The 20,927-nt window shown below is 62.3% G+C and carries 23 protein-coding genes and 1 riboswitch; of the genes, 7 read left to right on the plus strand and 16 right to left on the minus strand.

What is annotated here, in order from left to right; genetic code table 11:
• Positions 1-11: 11 nt before the first annotated feature.
• Positions 12-782, minus strand: a complete 771-nt coding sequence (locus AC56LH_RS17510) for a gamma-glutamyl-gamma-aminobutyrate hydrolase family protein (protein ID WP_499455813.1) — start codon at positions 780-782, stop codon at positions 12-14.
• Between the two features lie 251 nt (positions 783-1,033).
• On the opposite strand from AC56LH_RS17510, the gene gabD reads away from it, so the two are divergent.
• Positions 1,034-2,488 carry an NADP-dependent succinate-semialdehyde dehydrogenase gene (gene gabD, locus AC56LH_RS17515; protein WP_499648136.1) on the plus strand — a complete coding sequence of 485 codons (1,455 nt, stop codon included), beginning with the start codon at positions 1,034-1,036 and terminating at the stop codon, positions 2,486-2,488.
• Positions 2,489-2,501: 13 nt separating this feature from the next.
• Here gabD and AC56LH_RS17520 read toward each other — a convergent pair whose 3' ends face one another.
• The 10 genes from AC56LH_RS17520 to AC56LH_RS17565 all read right to left on the minus strand — a co-directional run bounded on the left by AC56LH_RS17520 (position 2,502) and on the right by AC56LH_RS17565 (position 13,265).
• A complete protein-coding gene (locus tag AC56LH_RS17520) occupies positions 2,502-2,897 on the minus strand; it encodes a nucleotide pyrophosphohydrolase (RefSeq protein ID WP_499648138.1) in 396 nt (131 codons plus the stop codon).
• Positions 2,860-3,558 (minus strand): carbonate dehydratase, encoded by a 699-nt coding sequence (gene can / locus AC56LH_RS17525; protein WP_258836003.1) that lies wholly within the window; start codon positions 3,556-3,558, stop codon positions 2,860-2,862. Before can ends, AC56LH_RS17520 begins: the two co-directional genes overlap by 38 nt.
• A 226-nt stretch (positions 3,559-3,784) precedes the next feature.
• A complete protein-coding gene (gene dnaJ / locus AC56LH_RS17530; protein ID WP_183556085.1) occupies positions 3,785-4,912 on the minus strand; it encodes a molecular chaperone DnaJ in 1,128 nt (375 codons plus the stop codon).
• Positions 4,913-5,031: 119 nt separating this feature from the next.
• A complete protein-coding gene (dnaK, locus tag AC56LH_RS17535) occupies positions 5,032-6,984 on the minus strand; it encodes a molecular chaperone DnaK (RefSeq protein WP_183556084.1) in 1,953 nt (650 codons plus the stop codon).
• Positions 6,985-7,077: 93 nt separating this feature from the next.
• Positions 7,078-7,644 (minus strand): nucleotide exchange factor GrpE, encoded by a 567-nt coding sequence (gene grpE, locus AC56LH_RS17540; RefSeq protein ID WP_482896417.1) that lies wholly within the window; start codon positions 7,642-7,644, stop codon positions 7,078-7,080.
• Positions 7,645-7,840: 196 nt separating this feature from the next.
• A complete protein-coding gene (hemH, locus tag AC56LH_RS17545) occupies positions 7,841-8,950 on the minus strand; it encodes a ferrochelatase (RefSeq protein ID WP_499648140.1) in 1,110 nt (369 codons plus the stop codon).
• 147 nt (positions 8,951-9,097) lie between these two features.
• Complete coding sequence (locus AC56LH_RS17550) at positions 9,098-9,526, minus strand: organic hydroperoxide resistance protein (protein ID WP_499648142.1); 429 nt, start codon at positions 9,524-9,526, stop codon at positions 9,098-9,100.
• A gap of 77 nt (positions 9,527-9,603) precedes the next feature.
• On the minus strand, positions 9,604-11,268 hold the full coding sequence (recN, locus tag AC56LH_RS17555; RefSeq protein WP_499648144.1) for a DNA repair protein RecN: 1,665 nt from the start codon (positions 11,266-11,268) through the stop codon (positions 9,604-9,606).
• Between the two features lie 76 nt (positions 11,269-11,344).
• The gene (locus tag AC56LH_RS17560) at positions 11,345-12,247 is read right to left on the minus strand and encodes an NAD kinase (RefSeq protein ID WP_499648146.1); all 903 of its coding nucleotides are present in this window, start codon (positions 12,245-12,247) and stop codon (positions 11,345-11,347) included.
• A gap of 130 nt (positions 12,248-12,377) precedes the next feature.
• On the minus strand, positions 12,378-13,265 hold the full coding sequence (locus AC56LH_RS17565) for a DUF3667 domain-containing protein (RefSeq protein WP_499648148.1): 888 nt from the start codon (positions 13,263-13,265) through the stop codon (positions 12,378-12,380).
• Positions 13,266-13,382: 117 nt separating this feature from the next.
• On the opposite strand from AC56LH_RS17565, the gene AC56LH_RS17570 reads away from it, so the two are divergent.
• From AC56LH_RS17570 to ribB, 4 genes are all read left to right on the plus strand, one after another.
• Positions 13,383-13,751, plus strand: coding sequence for a hypothetical protein (locus tag AC56LH_RS17570; protein WP_499648150.1), 369 nt, complete (start codon positions 13,383-13,385; stop codon positions 13,749-13,751).
• A 2-nt stretch (positions 13,752-13,753) separates the two neighbouring features.
• A complete protein-coding gene (locus tag AC56LH_RS17575; RefSeq protein ID WP_183556076.1) occupies positions 13,754-14,185 on the plus strand; it encodes an OsmC family protein in 432 nt (143 codons plus the stop codon).
• 93 nt (positions 14,186-14,278) lie between these two features.
• Entirely contained in the window at positions 14,279-14,692 is a 414-nt protein-coding gene (gene gloA / locus AC56LH_RS17580) for a lactoylglutathione lyase (protein ID WP_183556075.1), read from the plus strand.
• A gap of 71 nt (positions 14,693-14,763) precedes the next feature.
• Positions 14,764-14,916, plus strand: a riboswitch (FMN riboswitch).
• A gap of 104 nt (positions 14,917-15,020) precedes the next feature.
• Positions 15,021-15,668, plus strand: a complete 648-nt coding sequence (ribB, locus tag AC56LH_RS17585; RefSeq protein ID WP_499648152.1) for a 3,4-dihydroxy-2-butanone-4-phosphate synthase — start codon at positions 15,021-15,023, stop codon at positions 15,666-15,668.
• Between the two features lie 60 nt (positions 15,669-15,728).
• Here the strand turns inward: ribB and AC56LH_RS17590 are convergent, their stop codons facing one another.
• From AC56LH_RS17590 to AC56LH_RS17605, 4 genes are all read right to left on the minus strand, one after another.
• Positions 15,729-17,087 (minus strand): TolC family outer membrane protein, encoded by a 1,359-nt coding sequence (locus tag AC56LH_RS17590; RefSeq protein WP_499648154.1) that lies wholly within the window; start codon positions 17,085-17,087, stop codon positions 15,729-15,731.
• A gap of 39 nt (positions 17,088-17,126) precedes the next feature.
• The gene (locus AC56LH_RS17595; RefSeq protein ID WP_499648156.1) at positions 17,127-17,450 is read right to left on the minus strand and encodes a rhodanese-like domain-containing protein; all 324 of its coding nucleotides are present in this window, start codon (positions 17,448-17,450) and stop codon (positions 17,127-17,129) included.
• A gap of 10 nt (positions 17,451-17,460) precedes the next feature.
• Complete coding sequence (locus tag AC56LH_RS17600; protein WP_499648158.1) at positions 17,461-18,114, minus strand: protein-L-isoaspartate O-methyltransferase family protein; 654 nt, start codon at positions 18,112-18,114, stop codon at positions 17,461-17,463.
• Positions 18,115-18,297: 183 nt separating this feature from the next.
• Positions 18,298-18,948, minus strand: a complete 651-nt coding sequence (locus AC56LH_RS17605; RefSeq protein ID WP_499648160.1) for a TetR/AcrR family transcriptional regulator — start codon at positions 18,946-18,948, stop codon at positions 18,298-18,300.
• 182 nt (positions 18,949-19,130) lie between these two features.
• Here AC56LH_RS17605 and AC56LH_RS17610 point away from each other — a divergent pair, with 182 nt between their 5' ends.
• Positions 19,131-19,430: a YkgJ family cysteine cluster protein gene (locus AC56LH_RS17610; protein WP_499648162.1), complete on the plus strand. Its 300-nt coding sequence runs from the start codon at positions 19,131-19,133 to the stop codon at positions 19,428-19,430.
• Here the strand turns inward: AC56LH_RS17610 and AC56LH_RS17615 are convergent.
• Positions 19,427-19,864 carry a hypothetical protein gene (locus tag AC56LH_RS17615; protein WP_499648164.1) on the minus strand — a complete coding sequence of 146 codons (438 nt, stop codon included), beginning with the start codon at positions 19,862-19,864 and terminating at the stop codon, positions 19,427-19,429. The two genes, AC56LH_RS17610 and AC56LH_RS17615, sit on opposite strands and share 4 nt — an antisense overlap.
• Before the next feature lie 176 nt (positions 19,865-20,040).
• Here AC56LH_RS17615 and AC56LH_RS17620 point away from each other — a divergent pair, with 176 nt between their 5' ends.
• Positions 20,041-20,874, plus strand: coding sequence for an undecaprenyl-diphosphate phosphatase (locus tag AC56LH_RS17620; RefSeq protein WP_499648166.1), 834 nt, complete (start codon positions 20,041-20,043; stop codon positions 20,872-20,874).
• Positions 20,875-20,927 lie beyond the last annotated feature (53 nt).

The raw sequence follows: 20,927 nt of genomic DNA on the forward strand, positions 1-20,927 counted from the left end.
GGCGCGCCGGGTCATTTCAACAGCGAGCCGCCGTCCAGGCGTTGCTCGCGGTAAGCGCGGCAGGCGTCGCCAAAGGCGCGGAACATCTTCATCGAATACGGGTTGTGCTGGATGCGCCATTCGGGATGCCACTGCACGGCCAGCGTGAAGCCGGGCGAGGTCGACACGGTGAACGCTTCCACCAGGCCGTCTTCGGCCACGGCTTCGACCGACAGGCCCGGCGCCAGTTCATTGACGCCCTGTCCGTGCAGCGAGTTCACGGGGATCTCGGCCGCGCCGAGAATGGCTTCCAGCATGCCGCCGGGGGTAACGGTGACGTTGTGCGCGTCACCGTATTGCTCGTCCATGCCGAGCTCGGCTTTTTCGCGGTGATCGAACTTGCCGACGACCGTCTGCACCGCCTGGTGCAGGCTGCCGCCGAGGGCCACGTTCATTTCCTGGAAACCGCGGCAGATGGCGATGATCGGCACGCCGCGGCGCACCGCTTCGCGGATCAGCGGCAAGGTAGTCTGGTCGCGCGCCGGGTCTTGCGGCAGCGTCGGATCCAGCACTTCTTCCGAGTAGTAGCTGGGATGCACATTGGAGGCCGAGCCGGTCAGCATGATGCCGTCGATGGTGCCGAAGATGGTTTCCAGATCCAGCGATTCGCCGGACGATGGCAGGATCAGCGAGGCGCAATCGGCGCCCAGGGTGACGGCGTCGACATACTTGTGCTGGGCGGCGTGATACGGATGTTCGCCGAAATCACGCGTGCATGCGGGGACGATTACGATAGGGCGCATGGTGTTGTCCTTCTCTTTGAGGCGCGCGACCACAAGGCATTCAAAGGGTCGGGCGCGGGGGAAATTTCATGTCAAAAGCTTAACTTCATTCGGCTGAGGCAGCCCACACGTTTCCAAAAGTCATCACAATTTCGAGAATCTCAGTATGCAGGAATCGGGCATGGCGGCACGTTCGTTTGCAAATGGGTCTACCATAACGGCTTGCATCCGCGCCCTGCAGCCGATGCTCGACATGAATTGACGAGGACACTATGCCGAATTTGAAAGACCCTTCCCTGCTGCGCCAGCAAGCCTTTGTTGGCGGCGCCTGGTGCGACGCCGACGACGGCCAGACCATTGCCGTGATCAATCCCGCCAACGGTGAGACCGTGGCCAGCGTGCCGCACATGGGCGCTGGCGAAACCAAGCGCGCCATCGATGCAGCCAATGCCGCCTGGCCGGCGTGGCGCAAGCTGCCTGCAAAAGAACGCGCCGCGATCCTGCGCCGTTGGTCCGACTTGATGCTGGAAAACGCCGACGACCTGGCGCTCCTGATGACGCTGGAACAAGGCAAACCGCTGGCTGAGGCCAAGGGCGAAGTGGCCTACGCCGCCTCGTACTTCGAGTGGTTTGGCGAAGAAGCCAAGCGCGTGGCCGGCGAGACGCTCGCTTCGCCGTGGCCGGATAAACGCATCGTCGTGACCAAGGAGCCGATCGGTGTGTGCGCCGCGATCACGCCGTGGAACTTCCCGGCCGCGATGATCACCCGCAAGGTCGCGCCAGCGCTGGCCGCCGGTTGCCCGATCGTGCTGAAGCCAGCCGAACTCACGCCCCTGTCGGCGCTGGCGCTGGCCGTGCTGGCCGAGCGCGCCGGTGTACCGAAAGGCGTGTTCAGCGTCGTGATTGGCGACTCGAAAGCCATCGGTGGCGAAATGACGGGCAATCCGCTTGTGCGCAAGCTGAGCTTTACCGGCTCGACCGCCGTGGGGCGCCTGCTGATGGAACAGTGCGCGCCGACGGTCAAGAAAATTTCGCTCGAACTGGGTGGCAATGCGCCGTTCATCGTGTTCGACGATGCCGATCTGGATGCGGCGGTCGAGGGCGCAATCGCCTCGAAATTCCGCAATGCGGGGCAGACCTGCGTCTGCGCCAACCGCTTGTACGTGCAGGATGGCGTGTATGACGAATTCGCGCGCAAGCTCGCCGTGGCGGTGGGCAAGCTCAAGGTGGGTGATGGCCGCGAAGAAGGCGTCACGCAAGGCCCGCTGATCGAAGAAAAAGCCGTGCGCAAGATCGAGCAGCACATCGAGGATGCGCAGGCCAAGGGCGCCAAGCTGCTCCTGGGCGGCAAACGCCACGCGCTGGGGCACAGCTTCTTCGAGCCGACGGTGCTGACCGATGTGACATCAAGCATGCTGGTGGCGCACGAAGAAACCTTCGGCCCGCTGGCGCCACTGTTCCGCTTCAAGACGGAAGACGAAGTGATTGCCATGGCCAACGACACCGAGTTCGGGCTGGCATCGTACTTCTATGCGCGCGACATCGGCCGCGTCTGGCGCGTGGCCGAGGCGATCGAAAGCGGGATGGTGGGGGTCAATACCGGCATCATCTCGACCGAGGTCGCGCCGTTCGGCGGGGTCAAGCAATCAGGCCTGGGGCGTGAAGGCTCGACCTACGGGATGGACGATTACCTGGTCGTGAAGTACATCTGCATGGGCGGCATGTAAGCGGCGCCGGCGATCACGTTTTTTTGTACTCTTTGTACTCGTAATACTTGCGTGCATCGCCGCGCACCAGCTCGGCCGGATACTTCGCCCGGTTGAGCACCATCTTTTCTTCGACGGCAGCGACCAGGTCCACGTCGAGCTTGTCGGCCAGCCGCACGAGATACACCAGCACATCGGCCATCTCGTGCCGCACCTCGACCAGTTTAGCGGCGCCAAGTTCTTCGGCGCGGCCCGACTGCAGCCACTGGAAATGCTCCAGCAGCTCGGCTGCCTCGACCGTCAAGGCCGCCGCCAGGTTCTTCGGCGTGTGGAACTGATCCCAGTCCCGCTCGTCGACAAACGCGCGCACCAGCGCGCGCAGTCGCATCAGATCACTGTCCACGCCGCTCTTCACGCACGACGCCGTCATCGACGTAGCCGTCAAGCACCCGGCGCAACTTCGGTTCGATCTCTTCGAAGCTGCTCACGGTGATGCCCAGGTCGCGCAGCAGTCCGTCGTGCACGCCGTACACCCAGCTATGGATGGTCAGTGGCTGGCCACGTTCCCACGCATCGCGCACGATCGTGGTGTGGGCCGTGTTCATGACCTGCTCGGCCACGTTCAGCTCGACCAGGCGGTTGGTGGCGGCGCGGCCGCTCACGTGGCCCAGGTACTTGCCATGCTTGTCGCGCACGTCGCGCACGTGACCGAGCCAGTTGTCGGCCAGGCCCACGCGCGCATCGGTCAGCGCCGCGTGCACGCCCGAGCAGCCGTAGTGGCCGCAGATGATGATGTGCTTGACCTTCAGCACGTCGATGGCGAACTGCAGCACTGAGAGGCAGTTCAGATCGGAGTGCACGACGACGTTGGCGATATTGCGGTGAACGAACAGTTCGCCCGGCGCCATGCCCAGCAATTCGTTGGCAGGAACGCGGCTGTCCGAGCAGCCGATCCACAGGTATTCCGGCGCCTGCTGTTCCGATAGCGCCTTGAAGAAGTTCGGGTCCTCGGCCACCATCGTGGCGGCCCACGTACGGTTGCGTTCGAACAGCTCTGCCGCGGTCAATCCCTTGGTCTTGTATTTGTCCATATTGGTTCCTTATGTTTATTACCGTCCCGGAAGGGGCGTTGCCACGCCTGTTCTGAAGCAGGCTTGCATGGCGGGTAGGTCTCGAAACAGGGGGAGTATAACCGTGTTGGCGGACGCCGTCGTCAATACGGCAGCGACCAGCCTGATGCGCCAGGCGTTGGCAAGATGCCAACCGCGTGGACAAAAAAAACCGCTGAAGGCATATGCCGTTCAGCGGTAAGTAGACTTACTCGAAGAAGTCCTTGACCTTGTCCATCCAGCCCTTGCTCTGCGGGCTGTGCTTGGCGCCACCTTCGATCGTCAGGCGTTCGAACTCGCGCAGCATGTCCTTCTGCTTGTCGGTCAGCTTGACCGGCGTCTCGACGATGACGTGGCAGAACAAATCGCCCGTGTAGCCCGAACGCACGTTCTTGATGCCCTTGCCCTTGAGGCGGAAGGTCTTGCCGGTCTGGGTGCCTTCAGGCACCGTGAACGACACCTTGCCGGTCAGGGTTGGCACTTCGATTTCGCCGCCCAGGGCCGCTTTCGAGAACGAGATCGGCATTTCGCAGTGCAGGTCGTCGCCTTCGCGCTGGAACACGGTGTGCGGCTTGATGTGGATCTCCACATACAGGTCGCCCGCCGGCCCGCCATTGGTACCCGGTTCGCCATTGCCCGACGAGCGGATGCGCATGCCGTTGTCGATACCGGCCGGGATCTTCACTTCCAGCGTCTTGTTGCGCTTGATGCGTCCGGCGCCGCCGCAGGCCGCGCACGGCTCGGGGATGATCTTGCCACTGCCATGGCATTTCGGGCAGGTCTGCTGCACGCTGAAGAAGCCCTGCTGCATGCGCACCTGGCCGTGACCGGCGCAGGTGGTGCAAGTCACAGGCTGGGTGCCCGGCTTGGCGCCGCTGCCGTGGCAGGTGTCGCACTTGTCCCAGCTTGGCACGCGGATCGTCGTGTCGAAGCCGTGAGCGGCCTGTTCCAGCGTGATCTCGAGGTTGTAGCGCAGGTCGGCGCCGCGGTACACCTGCGGGCCGGCACTGCGCCCACCACGGCCACCGCCAAAGATGTCGCCGAAGATGTCGCCGAACGCATCGCCGAAACCACCGGCGCCGCCGCCCATGCCGCCCATGCCGCTGTTCGGATCGACGCCCGCGTGACCGTAACGGTCATACGCTTCGCGCTTCTCCGGGTTGGTCAGCATCTCGTAGGCCTCTTTGACCTCCTTGAACTTCTCTTCCGCTTCCTTGTTATCCGGATTGCGGTCAGGGTGGAACTTCATCGCAAGCTTGCGATAAGACTTCTTGATCTCGTCTTCCGACGCACCCTTCGCGACCCCAAGGATCTCGTAAAAATCACGCTTCGCCATGGTCGGCACCTAAGTTATCTGAAAACTGAATTCTTTAAACCAAAAAAACCGAGCCGAGTACCTGAAAGGTGTCGGCTCGGCCTGTACGCGAAGGCATCAGGCCTTCGCGCCGGAGACGCTTACTTCGCGTCCTTGACTTCCTTGAAGTCGGCGTCGACAACGTCGTCGTCCTGCTTGCCCGACTGCTCGCCACCAGCGGCACCGGCGCCAGGGCCACCGGCCGCGCCAGCACCACCAGCCTGCTGCGCCTGCATGTCGGCGTACATCTTCTCGCCCAGCTTCTGCGACGCGCTCGACAGGGCTGCCGTCTTGGCATCGATGTCCGCCTTGTCGCCGCTCTTGATCGCGCCTTCGAGGTCGGTGATCGCTGCTTCGATCTGCTCTTTCTCACCGGCTTCCAGCTTGTCGCCGTATTCGGTCAGCGATTTGCGGGTCGAGTGCACCAGAGCGTCGCCCTGGTTGCGCGCTTCCGCCATTTCCTTGACCTTCTTGTCTTCTTCGGCGTTCAGCTCGGCGTCCTTGACCATCTTCTGGATTTCTTCTTCCGTCAGACCCGAGTTCGCCTTGACGGTGATCTTGTTCTCTTTGCCGGTGGCCTTGTCTTTCGCGCCGACGTGCAGAATGCCGTTGGCGTCGATGTCGAAGGTCACTTCGATCTGTGGCGTGCCACGCGATGCTGGCGGGATGCCTTCCAGGTTGAACTCGCCCAGGCCCTTGTTACCGGCTGCGATTTCACGCTCGCCCTGGAACACCTTGATGGTCACGGCCGGCTGGTTGTCGTCGGCAGTCGAGAACACCTGCGAGAACTTGGTCGGGATCGTGGTGTTCTTGTGGATCATCTTGGTCATCACGCCGCCCAGGGTTTCGATACCCAGCGACAGTGGCGTCACGTCCAGCAGCAGCAGATCCTTGCGCTCGCCCGACAGGACCGAACCCTGGATCGCAGCGCCAACAGCGACGGCTTCGTCCGGGTTGACGTCCTTGCGTGCTTCTTTACCGAAGAACTCCTTGACCTTCTCCTGCACCTTCGGCATACGGGTCATACCGCCGACCAGGATGATGTCGTCGATGTCCGAAACCTTGACGCCGGCATCCTTGATGGCCATGCGGCATGGCTCGATCGTCTTGATGATCAGCTCTTCCACCAGCGACTCGAGCTTGGCACGGGTCATCTTCAGGTTCAGGTGGACCGGCGCGCCGTTCGCCATGGCGATGTACGGCTCGTTGATTTCGGTCTGCTGCGACGACGACAGTTCGATCTTGGCGCGCTCGGCCGAAGCCTTGATGCGCTGCAGGGCGATCGCGTCTTTCGACAGGTCCAGGCCGTTGATCTTCTTGAACTCGTCGATGATGTAATCGATGATGCGCTGGTCGAAGTCTTCGCCGCCCAGGAACGTGTCGCCGTTGGTCGACAGCACTTCGAACTGCTTTTCGCCATCGACGTCAGCGATTTCGATGATCGAGACGTCGAACGTGCCGCCGCCCAGGTCATACACGGCGATCTTGCGGTCGCCCTTGTCGGTCTTGTCCAGGCCGAATGCCAGTGCGGCAGCGGTTGGCTCATTGATGATGCGCTTGACGTCCAGGCCCGCGATACGGCCGGCATCCTTGGTTGCCTGGCGCTGCGAGTCATTGAAGTACGCCGGCACGGTGATGACCGCTTCGGTGACTTCTTCGCCCAGGTAGTCCTCGGCGGTCTTCTTCATCTTACGCAGGACTTCAGCCGAGATCTGCTGGGCAGCCAGTTTCTTGTCGCGCACGCCAACCCATGCGTCGCCGTTGTCGGCCTTGACGATGGCATATGGCATCAGCGAGATGTCTTTTTGTACTTCTTTTTCATCGAACTTGCGGCCGATGAGACGCTTGACTGCGAATAGCGTGTTCTTCGGGTTGGTCACGGCCTGGCGCTTGGCCGGCGCGCCGACGAGGATCTCGCCGTCTTCCTGGTAAGCGATGATCGATGGCGTGGTACGCGCGCCTTCGGCGTTTTCGATCACTTTTGGCTGACCGTTTTCCATGATGGCCACGCACGAGTTCGTGGTGCCAAGGTCGATACCGATAATTCTGCCCATGATGTATTCCTTTTTATATGCTGAGTTTCTGATGGATTCAATATTGGGAAAAACGGCGTGCTTTCAAGAGCATTACGCGGCACGCGGCCATTCTTATTTTGGTGCTGCTGCCGTCACGATGGCCGGACGCAGCAGGCGGTCGGCGATCATGTAACCCTTTTGCAGCACGGTGACCACGGTATTGGCTTCCTGCTCCGCCGGCACCACGGCAACGGCTTGGTGCTTGTTCGGATCCAGCTTGTCGCCCACTTGCGGCAGCACCTCGACCAGGCGGTTCTTTTCGAACGCGCTGGTGAGCTGCTTGAGCGTCATTTCAACGCCTTCCTTGATCGATTCGACCGTCGGCGCTTCGACCTTCAGTGCCATCTCCAGGCTGTCGCGTACCGGCACCATGGCCTCGGCGAAGCTTTCGATGGCAAATTTGTGGGCCTTGCTGACGTCTTCCTGGGCGCGGCGGCGGATGTTTTCCGCGTCGGCCTTGGCGCGCATGAAGGCGTCGTGCATCTCGGCCAGTTTGGCTTCGGTGGCGCTCAGTTGTTCTTCGAGGCCCGGCGTACCTGCCTGCGCAGCAGCGCCAGCGGTAGCACCATCGTTGATGTCGGCGCCAGGCGCCTGTACATCCTGCTCGTTGCTCATCTCTTTGTTTTCTTGGTCTTGCATCGGAAAAACTCCTGGAATCAAGGACTTGGCTGATTTAAAAACGTATCCTGATTGATACACAGCGCACCAGATGGGGCGATCTCCTACAATTACAAGGGGAATTGCAGGAAAGCCATCTGAAATTCAGGCAAATGCGGCCCTGCAGCGCCAACAACCCGCTATTTTAGCAGGTTGTCAACAGGCAAGTCGGTATGGACTAGTTGGGAGCGCCGAGGCTCTTGGCGCGCGCGGCGCCACGTTCGGCATCGATGCGGCGCGCTTCGCGCTGCGCCGGCGTGAGGATGGTCGGCCAGCCGATCAGGTGCTGCTCGGCGATTTCGGCCAGGCCGCGAATCCAGGCAGGCGACGCGTTCAGGCACGGGATGTAATGAAACTCCTTGCCGCCGGCCGCTTCGAAATCGTGGCGCACTTCCATCGAGATTTCTTCCAGCGTTTCCAGGCAATCGCTGGTAAAGCCCGGGCAGATCATGTCGATGCGTTCGAGGCCATCGCGCGCCAGTTGCGCCACGGTCGGCGCGGTGTACGGCTGCAGCCACTCGGCCTTGCCGAAGCGCGACTGGAACGTGACCATGTACTCGTCCTGCGACAGATCGAGCGCGGTAGCCAAGAGGCGCGCGGTTTTATAGCACTCGCAGTGATACTGGTCGCCCAGCAGCAGGGTGCGCTTGGGCACGCCGTGAAAACTCATCACCAGCTTCTGGCCACGGCCATGGTTGTCCCAGTGCGCCAGCACATTGTCGCGCAGCGCGTGGATATAGGCTTCATGGTCGTGGTAGTGCTTCACCAGGCGCAGCTCGGGGATGTTGCGCACTTTGGCATAGTGCTGGAACACGGCATCCCAGATCGAGGCGGTGGTGGTGCCGGAATATTGCGGATAGGCGGGCAGCACGACGATGCGGTCGACGCCCTCCTCTTTCAGGCGATCGAGCACCTCGGGCATCGATGGCGAGCCGTAGCGCATCGCCATCGCCACACTGACGTCTTCGTGGCCGCGTTCGGTCAGCATCGCTTGCAGGCGCGTGGCTTGCAGGGCCGTGTTCACGCGCAGGGGCGAACCGTCGCGGGTCCAGATCGTGCGGTATTTCGCGGCCGACTGGCCCGAGCGGAACGGCAGGATGATCAGGTGCAGGATGCACCACCAGACCAGGCGCGGCACCTCGACCACGCGCGGATCGGACAGGAACTGCTTCAGGTAGCTGCGCACCTTGCCGCGCGTGGGCTCGTCCGGCGTGCCGAGGTTGACCAGCAAGACCGCGCTGCGCGGGATAGTACCGTGGGTATAAGGCGGTTCAGGGCGAAATGACATGAGGGTGCTTTGAGGACAGGATCTGGCCATTATAAGTCTGGCATGTCCTGCCCGCAGGACCCAACAGCGGGTCAGCGCGCTTTGGGTTGCCGGTCCGTGGTGTTCGAACCACGGACCGGCAAGACTAGCACGAGGTCAGAATCAGAATCAGGTGCTCACGTGCAGGCGCACGTCGATGTTGTTGCGGGTGGCGTTCGAGTACGGGCACACGATGTGGGCCTTGTCGACCAGCTCCTGCAGCTGGGCCTGGTCCATGCCCGGGCCCTTGATGCTCAGGTCGACTTCGATGCCAAAGCCCGTCGGAATCTGGCCGATGCCGACGTCGCCCGTGATGGTCAGGTCGGCCGGCAGCGTGACCTTGGCCTGGCCCGCGACAAATTTCAGCGCGCCCAGGAAGCAGGCCGAGTAACCAGCGGCAAACAGCTGCTCGGGATTGGTGCCCGCGCCGCCACCGCCGCCCAGTTCCTTCGGCGTGGACAGCGTCACGTCCAGGGCGCCGTCCGAACTTTTCGACGTGCCTTCACGGCCGCCTTGCGACGTGGCTTGTGCGAGATACAGGACTTTTTCGATGCTCATGCGAGTTCCTTCCGGAGTGGTTGATGGGAATGTTTACTGTGCCACAAAAACACCCGGACCCCGCGCCATGCAAGGCATCACGACGCCAGCAACTCCCTTGCATGCTTGCGCGTGGTCTCGGTAATCTCGATGCCGCCCAGCATGCGCGCCACTTCTTCGACCCGCGCGCGCTTGTCAAGCACATCGATGCGCGAGACCGTGCGGCCGGCATCGGTCGTGCCCTTGGCCACCTGGAAGTGCTGGTTTGCCTGGCTGGCCACTTGCGGCAAGTGCGTCACGCACAGCACCTGGCGTTGCTGGCCCAGGCGCTTGAGCAGGCGCCCCACCACCTCGGCCACGCCGCCGCCGATGCCGGTGTCGACTTCGTCAAAAATCAGCGTCGGCACCGTCGTTGCATTCGACGTGATGACCGAGATCGCCAGCGAGATACGCGCCAGCTCGCCGCCTGACGCCACCTTGGCCAGCGCGCGCGGCACGACGCCCGCGTGACCGGCCACCAGGAATTCAATGTGCTCCAGGCCATGCGCGCCCGGCTCGCCACGGTTCAGGCCGATGGCGAAACTGCCGCCACTCATGCTCAGCTCCTGCATCGCCGCCGTGACCTGCGTGCCCAGCTCGTGCGCCGCTGCCGCGCGCCGCACCGACAGGCGCCCGGCCACGTCCATGTACGCCGCTTCCGCTTTTTCTTCCTGCTTGCGCAGGCCGTCGATGTCGGTGGCGTCGGCCAGCTGGCGCAGCTTGGTGGCCAGCAGCGCGTGTTCGTCCGGCAGTTCTTCAGGCGTGACGCGGTACTTGCGCGCGGCCGTGTGCAGCGCTTCCATGCGCGCATCGACTTCGCGCAGGCGCGCCGGGTCGAGCTCGACCTTGTCGATATACGTGTTCAGCTCGGACACCGCTTCCTGCAGCTGGATGCGCGCCGGCTCCATGCAGTCGAGCACCGATTGCAGCTGCGTATCGACGTCGACCAGCTTGCCCAGCTTGGCGTTCAAGGTCGACAGTTGCGACAGAATCGGATGGTCGGATTCCGAGATCGCCGCCAGCGCTTCCTGCGCGCCTTCGAGCAGCGTCGCGGCATGCGACAGGCGGCTGTGCTCGTTGCCGATCTCGAGCCACTCGCCGGCCTTCGGGGCGAGCTTGTCGAGTTCAGCCACTTGCCACTCGAGGCGTTCGCGCTCGATCAGCACGTTCTTGGCATCGGCTTCGTATTCTTCGCGCTGGCGCACCAGCGCGCGCCAGGTGCGCCAGGCTTGCGACACTTCTTGCGCCTCGATGCGCGCGGCCGGATCGCGCACGCCGATCTGGTTGTCGAGCAGCGCGCGCTGGGCGTCGGGCTTGAGCAGGCTCTGGTGCGCGTGCTGACCATGGATGTCGACCAGCAGGTCGCCCAGCTCGCGCAGTTGCGCCGCCGTGGCGGCGACGCCGTTGATATAGCCCTTGGAGCGGCCGGCGTTGTCGATCACGCGGCGCAGCAGCGCCCCGCCCTCATCGGCGCTGAAGTCGTGTTCGGCCAGCCAGACACGCGCCACCTCGGTCGGTGCGAAGTCAGCGGTGATGTCGGCTTTGGCGGCGCCTTCGCGCACCATGCTGGCGTCGCCGCGGCCGCCCAGCGCCAGCTGCAGCGCATCGATCAGGATCGACTTGCCGGCGCCGGTTTCGCCGGTGAACACCGAGAAGCCGTTCGAGAATTCCAGTTCGATGGCGTCGACGATGACGAAGTCGCGGATGGTAAGTGTGCGCAGCATGAAAAATCGGGTCTCCGGCGGTTAGGGCGATTCTTTGACGACTCTGTAGCAAATGCGGGCGGCTGCGATGGCTAGCTTACTTGAGCCTGCCGTCGTTGGTGGGGTACTCGTTCCAGTGCAGCTTCTGGCGCAGCGTGTGATAGTAGCTCCAGTCGAGTGGGTGCAGGAACGTGATCGTGTGCGGCGAGCGCGAGATCACGATCTGGTCGCCCAGCTGCAGGCTCGTAAAGGTCTGCATGTCGAAGTTCACGCTGATGTCGCGCCCGCTGACCAGTTCGACCACGATCTCGCTCGTGTCGGGCACCACGATCGGCCGGTTCGACAGCGCATGTGGCGCGATCGGCACCAGCACCGTGCCGCCCAGGCTCGGATGCAGCAATGGTCCGCCGGCCGACAGCGCATACGCCGTCGAGCCGGTGGGCGTGGAGACGATCAGGCCGTCCGAGCGCTGGTTGTACATGAATTGACCGTCGACGCTCAGTTTGAGTTCGACCATGCCGGCGCCCGTGCCGCGCGCCACCACCACGTCGTTGACGGCCACGCTGGAAAAGATCAGCACTCCATCGCGCATGACGCGCGCTTCTAACAGCGTGCGCTCTTCGCGCCGCGCGCGGCCTTCCAGGATGTTGCTCAGTTGGGGCAGCATGTCGTCCAGCGCGATGTCGGTGATGAAGCCCAGGCGCCCCAGGTTGATGCCGATGAGGGCGATATCGTATTCGGCCAGCTGGCGCGCGATGCCGAGCATGGTGCCGTCGCCACCGACGACGATGCCGATCTGCGCCTGGACGCCGATCTCGGCCACGGTCATCGACTCAAGATCGTCGAGCGCGAGATTGGCGGCGGTATCGGCCTCGAACACGACGCGGTAGCCGGCCCCGGCCAGAAAATCGCGGATGCGGCTAACCGGCTCTTCGACGCCTGGCGTGTTATGCCGCACCACGAGCGCGATGATCTGTTGCGGTTGGGGCGAAGCGGGCATGGCGATCTCGGCAGTAGTAGGTTAACAACACGCTGGAGATTAACCGATAATTCCTGCGGCTGCCATAGCAGCGCTCGGCAAACACTGTACAGATGCACAGTATACCGGTCACCGCCCCGGTCCCGCAAGTTCAGCCTACCAGTGCCGCGCCCATGGCCATCATCACCGCCAGGATCAGGCTGAGTACATGAAGCAGGCTCAGCACGACCCAGCGCAAGCCAGTGGCCAGGCGCGCGCCGCCGTACACCCTGTGCATCGCCAGCGGCAGATACAACAGCAGCCACAGCGACAGCGGCATTTCCAGAAAGTCCAGCATCGGCGGCAGCGTCAGCAGCACGCTGAACATCAGGAAAGCAAATGCATTGGTATGCAGCGCAAACAGGAAGTGCTCGCCATAGCGCCGCCCCGTGCGCATGTACAGGATCCGGAGATAAAAGGCGAACACTGGCATCAGCGCGAATACCGCATACGGCGTATAGCTGAAGAACGCCCCCTTGAGCGCTACTTCCTGATCGCGCCGCGGCAGGTCGAGGAAGTGCTGGACCTTCTGGCCCAGGGTTGCGTTAAAGGATCCGGCGCCAGTCACGAGCGGTGCGACGGCGCGCTTGAATTCAGTGGCAGGCTCGGGGGCTTCTTTCGTGTCACCCGACACGACGACGGCCGACGGTGGGATCTCTTCGCCGAGATTGATCACTTCCATCCCGCTGAACTTGAACAGCGCAAAAAAGATGATGCTGAACGTCAGGTACAGGCGCAGCGGCTGCAGGTAGCGTGCGCGCCGGCCTTCGATGTATTCGCAGGTGAGAAAGCCCGGCTTGAAGAGTAACCCGCCAAGCGACTTCCACAGCGTGCCTTCGAGCGCCACGTAGTGCGCGATGAATTCGTGCAGGAACTCGCGCGCACTCGGCACGTGCAGGTGTGTGGCCTGGCCACACTGATGGCAATAGTTGCCATCGGTGGCGGCGCGGCAGTTCTTGCAGACCGAGGTGGCGTGCTGCGGCAGGGTGTCAGGCGTCACGGTACATCTTCCGTAGAGACATTCAGTATCCTATCTTAGCCAAGTAATTGCAAAAAAGCATCATATTTACAAAGTTCAATTGAGCGACCGTTTTGGGCGTGGGCAGTTAGGATGAGGATGACGAAAATACAAAAGGAGATCGCGATGGCGACCAATGCAAAAGACCGCGCCGTGAATACGGACGAACCGATGGGCAACGATGGCGTCAAACGCCAGCCGCACGAACGCGATGAGACGCCGGACGGTCAGGACACCGAGCCGCGCGGCATCATGAAGCAGGCCGCAAGCGACCTCGAACAAGGCCTGATCGATACCGAAGCACGCGGCACGCCCGGCATCTCGGCGGCTGTCGATGCGGCGCCCGGCGCGAGTGGCCAGGCCACCCCGCTACCGGACCGCCATCGCGACATGCGCGACCACGAGGCCGAACCGGCGCCCGAGGCAAAAGACGACGACGATACTGACAACACCAACGAAAGGAAATAAACATGACGATCAAACGCGACGGCAGCGCCGTATGGAGTGGTGGCATCAAGGATGGCAAGGGCCAGGTGTCGACCGGCAGCGGCGCACTGAAGGACCAGCCATATGGCTTCAACACCCGCTTTGAAGATGCACCAGGCACCAACCCCGAAGAACTGATCGGTGCGGCGCACGCAGGCTGCTTCACGATGGCACTGTCGGGCCAGCTCGGCCAGGCCGGCCTGACCGCCGACGAACTGCGCACCAAGGCCACCGTGTCGATGGAAAAAGTCGAAGGCGGCTTCTCGATCACGGCGATCCACCTGGAACTGCGCGCGAAGATCCCGGGCGCGAGCCAGGAAGCCTTCGACAAGGCAGCGACCACGGCAAAAGAAAACTGCCCGGTGTCGAAGCTGCTGAACGCGACCATCACGCTCGACGCCAAGCTCGAGAGCTGATAGCGCGATTGGATGCGCATCGGGCCCTGTCCGGCAAGGAAACTGTCAAAGGCATAAAATGACGGTCTTTCCGAACCACATAAGGCACACACGATGCGCATCCTGCATACCATGTTGAGGGTCGGCGACCTGCAACGCTCCATCGACTTCTACACCACCGTGCTGGGCATGAAACTGCTGCGCACGAGCGAGAACGCCGAGTACAAATACAGCCTGGCCTTCCTCGGCTATGGCAGCAATCCCGATCACGCCGAACTCGAGCTGACCTATAACTGGGGTACCGACAGCTACGACATGGGCACGGCCTATGGCCACATCGCCATCTCCACCGCTGACATCTACGCCACGTGCGATCAGGTACGTGCAGCCGGCGGCAACATCTCGCGCGAGCCAGGCCCGGTCAAAGGCGGCAGCACGGTGATCGCCTTCATTACCGATCCGGACGGCTACAAGGTCGAGCTGATCGAACGCGCCGACAACGCCAGCGGTGGCGGCCTGAGCAAGTAAGCCTGCCGCCTGCAGGGATCGCGCGGCGCTGCTACAATCGCCGCGCCTGCATCCTGCAGGCAACTACAAAATTACGTCTTCGGGGCGGGGTGGGATTCCCCACCGGCGGTATGACCGGCAACGGTCGAGCCCGCGAGCGCCTGCCCGGCATCATGCCGGGCAGGGTCAGCAGATCTGGTGCGATGCCAGAGCCGACGGTATAGTCCGGATGAAAGAAGATGTGCGCGTTCACGCGCCCGGCCTGCCCTGCCTTGCGTGGGGGCAGACGGGCGTGCGGCTGCGCTTTGCCCTGATGCGTTTTTCGCCCACTTTGCGAGGAGCGTTTCACATGCTGGTTTCTACCCATACCCTTTTCAGTCACGACCTGGAAGGCCGCATCGCCGCGGCGCTGGACGCCATGCGCGCCGGCATTCCGGTCATCCTGCTCGACGATTTCGATCGCGAAAACGAGGCCGACCTGATTGTCGCTGCCGAACACATCACCAGCGACACCATGGCCCTGATGATCCGCGAATGCAGCGGCATCGTCTGCCTGTGCCTGCCGGACGACAAGGTCCGCGCACTCGAACTGCCACCGATGGCGCCGGACAACGGCAGCCGCTTCGGCACGCCGTTCACGGTCTCGATCGAGGCGCGCCATGGCGTGACCACCGGCGTTTCGGCCGCCGATCGCGTGACCACGATCCGGGCTGCCATCGCGCATGACGCCCGGCCGGACGACGTCGTGCGCCCTGGCCATGTATTCCCGCTGCGCGCCACGCCCGGCGGCGTGCTGGCGCGTGCCGGGCACACTGAAGGTTCGGTCGACCTGGCCCGGCTGGCCGGTCTGCAGCCGGCGGCCGTGCTGTGCGAATTGATGAATCCCGATGGCACGATGATGCGCGGGGGGCAGATCGAGCAGTTCGCCGCGGAGCGCGATTTTCCGATCCTGACGATTGCTGAACTGATTCAGTGGCGCAAGGCGCGGGCGCTGTAAAACAAAAAACCCGGTCGCCACTTGCGTGGTCGACCGGGCTTGCATGATGCAGCAGAAAAATTACTCTACCAGCAAGCTGTTCACCGGCGTCAGGTCGGTCTCGCGGAGCGAACCTGCCGCCGCTTTCAAACGCAAGCCATTGACGATCACGTCATAGCGCGCACGCGACAGGTCGGTGCGGGTCTGGTACAGCTGGCGCTGCGCATTGAGCACGTCGATATTGATCCGCACACCCACCTGGTAACCGAGCTTGTTCGATTCGAGCGCCGACTGGCTCGACACTTCCGCCGCTTCCAGTGCTTTGACCTGCGCCAGGCCGCTGCTCACGCCGAGGAACGACTGGCGCGCCTGCAGCGCTGCATTGCGGCGCGTTGCTTCCAGCTCGTTGCGGGCGCGGTCTTCCAGTGCGATCGATTCGCGCACGCGGCTGGTGACCGCGTAGCCGCTGAAGATCGGCACGCTCCACTGCAGGCCGATCGCATTGTTCTTGGTATCGCCCGAGCTGCCGGTGCGACCGTTGACGTCGCGACGGGTCGAGCTGGCCACGAGGTCGAGCGTCGGCATGTGGCCGGCGCGGTTGCGCGAGATGTCGCGCGTGGCAATTTCCACCTGGAGCTGGCTGACCGTCACGCCATAGTTCTGATTCTCGGCCGACGACACCCACGGATCGACCGTGGCCGGCTGCGGCACGGCCAGCGTGGTGCCGGGTTTCAGCGCTGCCAGGTTGCCCGGTGCGGTGCCAATGATGGCTTGCAGCGCGTTGCGCTTGTTGTCCAGGTCGTTGACGGCGGCGAATTCCTGCGCCAGCACCAGGTCGTACGCGGCTTGCGCCTCGTGCGTGTCGGTGATGGTCTGGGTACCCACTTCAAAATTGCGCTTGGCCGAGGCCAGTTGTTCAGTGGTTGCGTTCTTCTGGGCGCGTATCGATTCCAGCTTGTCCTGCGCGGCCAGCACGTCAAAGTAAGCTTGCGCCACGCGCGTGATCAGGTCTTGCTGGGCCTGGGCAAACTGGGCTTCGCCAATCGCTTGCTGCAGCTTGCTTTGCTGGTAGGTTTCCCAGCGATCCCAGCGATACAGCGGCTGCTGCAGCGCCAGCGTGTATTCGTTGGTGCGCAGGTTCGAGCCGCTGCTGCCGACGATGCCGGGCTGGCCATTCGGCAAGGTGCCGAGCTGGCCAGCATTCCATGGATCGAAGTCACTGTCGTTCTTGCTGAGAGCACCGCTGATGCCAACGGTCGGGAGTAGCCCTGCACGCCCCTGGATGATGCGCTCGCGGCTCGCCGACAGCGAAGCACGCGCACTGGCGTACGTCGCGTCATTGGCCAGTGCCTGCTGATACACCTGGATCAGGTCGGCAGCACCGGCGTTGAGCGAGAAGCACGCGCTCGCAAGCAGCACGGCGATAAGGGGTTTCTGCATTGCTATCTCCACAGGGGTCATCAAGTTTTTGGAATCAGGTCAGTACGTCGGCATCGACGGATCGACTTGCAAAGCCCAGGCGTGTATCCCGCCCGTCAAGTTGGTTACATTGCTAAATCCATTGCGCTCGAGGAAGGCAGCAACCTGCATGCTGCGCGCCCCGTGGTGGCAGATGCAGACGACCTCGCGGTCGTCGTCGATCTCGGTCACGCGCACCGGAATCAGGTTCATCGGAATCTGGGTCGAGCCGGCAATCTTGCACGTCTCGAATTCCCAGTTTTCGCGCACATCGAGCAGCAGAGGCTGCTCGCGCGCCGGGTCGGCCAGCAAGGCAGCCAGTTCAGGAGCAGTAATCTGTTGCATCACAGCGCCCTCAGAACGTGAAACCGGATGGCTTCGATGCGCCCGTCAGCGGCTTGGCGACGGTTTCGAACACGGTGACTGCGTCATGCGCGGTGGCCGAGGTGCGGGTGATCAGCTGGCACGTCATGGCCGGCGCAGCACCGACGATCGCGATCATGCGGCCACCGATTTTCAGTTGCTTGATCAGCGACTCTGGCAGCAGTGGGAGCGCGCCCGACACGACGATCACGTCGTAGTCGGTGCCGGTGGCCCAGCCCTGGGCGCCATTGCCCACCTCGACCGCCACATTGGTGATGCCGGCAGCGTCCAGGTTCTGCTTGGCCTGGGCAGCGGTTTCCGGCAGGATTTCAACGCTCGTCACGTGACGTGCCTTGCTCGCTAGCAGCGCTGCCAGGTAGCCGGAACCGGTACCGATCTGCAGCACGTTGTCGCCCTGCTTGACGCCAGCCTCTTGCGCCATGCGCGCTTCGACCTTTGGGTTGAGCATGGCTTCGCCGCCCGGCAGTGGAATTTCGGTGTCGGCAAATGCCAGGTTCTGGTACGCCTGTGGCACGAATTGTTCACGCTTGACCACATGCAGCAGGTCGAGGATATCCTGGTCCAGCACATTCCAAGGACGGATCTGCTGTTCGATCATATTGAAGCGGGCTTGTTCGATATTCATTTCAGTTCTCGGTGGAAAAATAAACAATCCGATATTCTAATCCGTGAACGGTGCTGGAACCTACCTGAATAGGTATCTCGAGGCACATCTTATCGACGCACGCCTTCCCCAGAGGAAAATTGCGACAGTCTGCAGTTTGGAGGGGATGAACGCCAGAAATCAGGTTCTGGCGTGAAGGGCCGTTCAGTGAGCTGCGTGGCCAGCCGGCACCAGGCCATTGAGAGTGATATCGAGGAAGGCGTCGAGGAACGCTTCGGGATCGAGGTCGCAGCGCTCGCACGGGGCGATGGTGTGCTTCCAGGTCGAGAGCATCAGCATCGGTGCGATCAGCACCTGGGTGGTCTGGGCAATATCGATCGCGCGAAACTCGCCGCGTTGCACGCCGCGCTCGAGCATGCTCGAAATCATGCGCATGCCGCGGCTCATGACTTCGGTCTGGTAAAAGCGCGCGAGCTCAGGAAAATTATCGGCTTCTGCAAAGATCAGCTTGCTGATACCGGACGCCTTGGTCGCGCCCACGCTGTGCCACCACGACAGGATCACACTGCGCAGCAGAACGGCGCTGTGGCCTTCGAACTCGGCCACCGAGACTTCGGCCTGGCCCAGCATCGGAACGATACTCTGACGCACCACGGCCTTGAACAGGTCTTCCTTGTTGGTGTAATACAGGTACAAGGTTCCTTTGGAAACGCCTGCGCGCTTGGCCACGTCTTCGAGGCGGGTCGAGGCAAAACCCCGCTCGACGAACAGCTCGACCGCAGCGGAGAGCAACTCCTGCGGACGTGCTTGCTTGCGACGTTCCCAGCGTGGCTTACCGTCTGTTTGGCAGTCCATGTCCCCACCCAGAAAATTATCTAAGGAACAACCAATATAGACCCCTCATGTTGCTGCCGTCAAGCGACCGTTGTGCAACCGAAACTATTTCTGTTGGAAGTGCACGAGAAGGAGACAATGCATCATGTCATCCCTGCAGCAGGGTCCGATGTATACTCGTGCTCTGCCACTTGTTGAACGCCATGCTGTCCACTTCCGCCCCCTTCGAATGCCGGCCACAATGCGGCGCCTGCTGTACCGCGCCATCCATCACGAGCCCGATTCCCGGCATGCCCAATGGCAAGCCGGCAGGTGTGCGTTGCGTTCAATTGGGAGACGATCAGCGCTGCCGCATCTTCGGGCAACCCGAGCGGCCGACCTTTTGCGGCGGGCTGCAACCGTCGCACGAGATGTGTGGCGATAGCCGACCGCAGGCAATGTTCTGGTTGAGTGAGCTGGAACGGCTGACGGCGCCGGATCCGATCACCGACGCGGTGACTTAGATCGCCGGCTTGCCGCGCGCCTGCTGCACGCGCTGGAACAGCCCGCCAAGGGTCAGACCATCGTGCCAGATATCGCCGAGCAGGACGCCGTAGCGTTCGCGCAATGCGCGTGCCAGCGGTTCGATGTCGGTGGCGTCGGGCATCCAGCGCGATGGTTTGGCCGCGCGCACGACATTGAGGACGGGGTCATCGGGACGCAGATGCAGGCGGTCGCAATCGCCAAAGGCGCAGGCCGAGCCGAACACGGCGAGGAAATCGCGGATGTCCTTGCGGGACGCGGAAGGGAAAGAACTGCGCCACGCCCGGCCCTGAAAAGGACGGTAGCGCAAGGCATTGGGCAGCTGCCAATCATGAAATGCTACCCAGGCCAGCGCAGCAAGAATGAGGACAAGAAAAAGACTCATGGGTCGAGTGTAGCACGCGTTTTTACCCATGACACATCTTTACAGCGAGATTAAAACGGGCCCCGATGCCATCCAGAGCGGCATGCCGGATGAAGCCCCTACGCGCAGTACGGTTCAGTTAGCACAACGGCAGCCGCCCCGCTCATGGTAAGCTTTGCCCCCTCGCATGTACCTCCCACTGTTCACTTCCACAGCATAAAAACACCATGGATATCGTTCTCGCCATTAAGGCAATCATCATGGGCCTGGTCGAGGGTTTCACTGAATTCCTTCCGATTTCGTCGACCGGCCACCTGATCCTGATGGGCAGCCTGCTCGATTTTACCGGCACCAAAGCCACCGTTTTCAAGATTGTCATTCAGGCCGGCGCGATGCTGGCCGTGGTCTGGGAATACCGCGATCGCATCGCGAAAGTATTTGGCGGACTGGTTGGTGATCCCGTCCAGCAGCGCTTCGCACGCAATGTCGTGATCGCGTTCTTCCCTGCCGCCATTGCCGGCGTACTGTTCAGCGCGGCGATTACCGAAGTGCTGTTCCACCCGATTCCGGTGGCCGTTGCCCTGGTGCTTGGCGGTATCGTCATCCTGTGGGTCGAACACCGCAACCGCCAGAACCCCAAGCCGGCGCGGGTCGAAACAGTCGACGACATGAGCATGCTCGATGCGCTCAAGGTCGGCTTCGCGCAAGCCTTCGCGCTGATCCCCGGCACCAGCCGTTCGGGTTCGACGATCATCGGCGGCATGCTGTTCGGCCTGTCGCGCAAGGCCGCCACCGAATTCTCGTTCTTCCTGGCCATGCCGACAATGCTGGGCGCCACGGTCTACTCGATCGCCAAGGAGCGCGACCTGCTGTCGATGGCCGATGTGCCGCTGTTTAGCCTGGGCTTTTTCTCAGCGTTTATTTCCGCATTCCTGTGCGTGCGCTGGCTTCTGCGTTACATCAGCACCCACGACTTCACGATCTTCGCCTGGTACCGTATCGTATTCGGTATCCTGATCCTCGTGACCGCCCAATTCGACCTGCTTACCTGGGCGGACTAAACCTGCAGCATCAGCCGGTCCAACACACAGCTTGAACACTCTGTCCGACATTG

Source organism: Telluria sp. LT1R51-2, from assembly GCF_059685775.1.